Source organism: Streptomyces doebereineriae (assembly GCF_031845645.1).
Classification (GTDB): Bacteria; Actinomycetota; Actinomycetes; order Streptomycetales; family Streptomycetaceae; genus Streptomyces; species Streptomyces canus.
Genome location: NZ_JAVREZ010000193.1, coordinates 1 through 471, shown reverse-complemented (window position 1 = coordinate 471; position 471 = coordinate 1). Strand labels below are relative to the sequence as shown.

At 63.3% G+C, this 471-nt stretch carries 1 protein-coding gene; it reads right to left on the bottom strand.

Features of this window, described 5'->3' with window-relative positions; translation table 11 throughout:
* Nucleotides 1-471 (bottom strand): carboxylesterase family protein (locus RNB18_RS51410; protein ID WP_311720983.1); only part of this gene is annotated, 471 nt, incomplete at both ends.

The following is a 471-nucleotide window of genomic DNA, read 5'->3' as shown; positions in this document are numbered from 1 at the left end:
CGGGATAGGCAGCGGTAATTCGCTCACGACAGGTGGGTTCCGCTCCCGCTAGTAACGCTTCGATCTTGGCTTCGTTCGTCGGGAGGAGTTTGAGGAAGCGAGTGAACAACCGGCCCTCGTCGGCGTTCGTACCGACGATCAGCGGCACACGGTACGCCTCGCCGTCGCGCATCGCTTGAATGGGCTCGGACGGTAGATAGTCGGTTCCGAATGTGCATCCCACCGGGTAACCGCCAGCAAGGTCCGATGCACTCGTGGTGAGCAAGCGATCGAATGCATTCACCAGTTGAGCCGGACGCGCCGCCAACAGGAGGCGGGCGGGCTCCCGCTCGTCGGCGCAGAGAATGGATGCGAACTTGGCGGCGAACTCCGCGGCCAGCTCCTGGGAGCGGGATAGCGCGCCGGCCGGACTTTGTGAGATAGCCTGTGCGAAAAGCCCTTTAGCCGCCGGCACGGCCAGCAAAGTGGTAA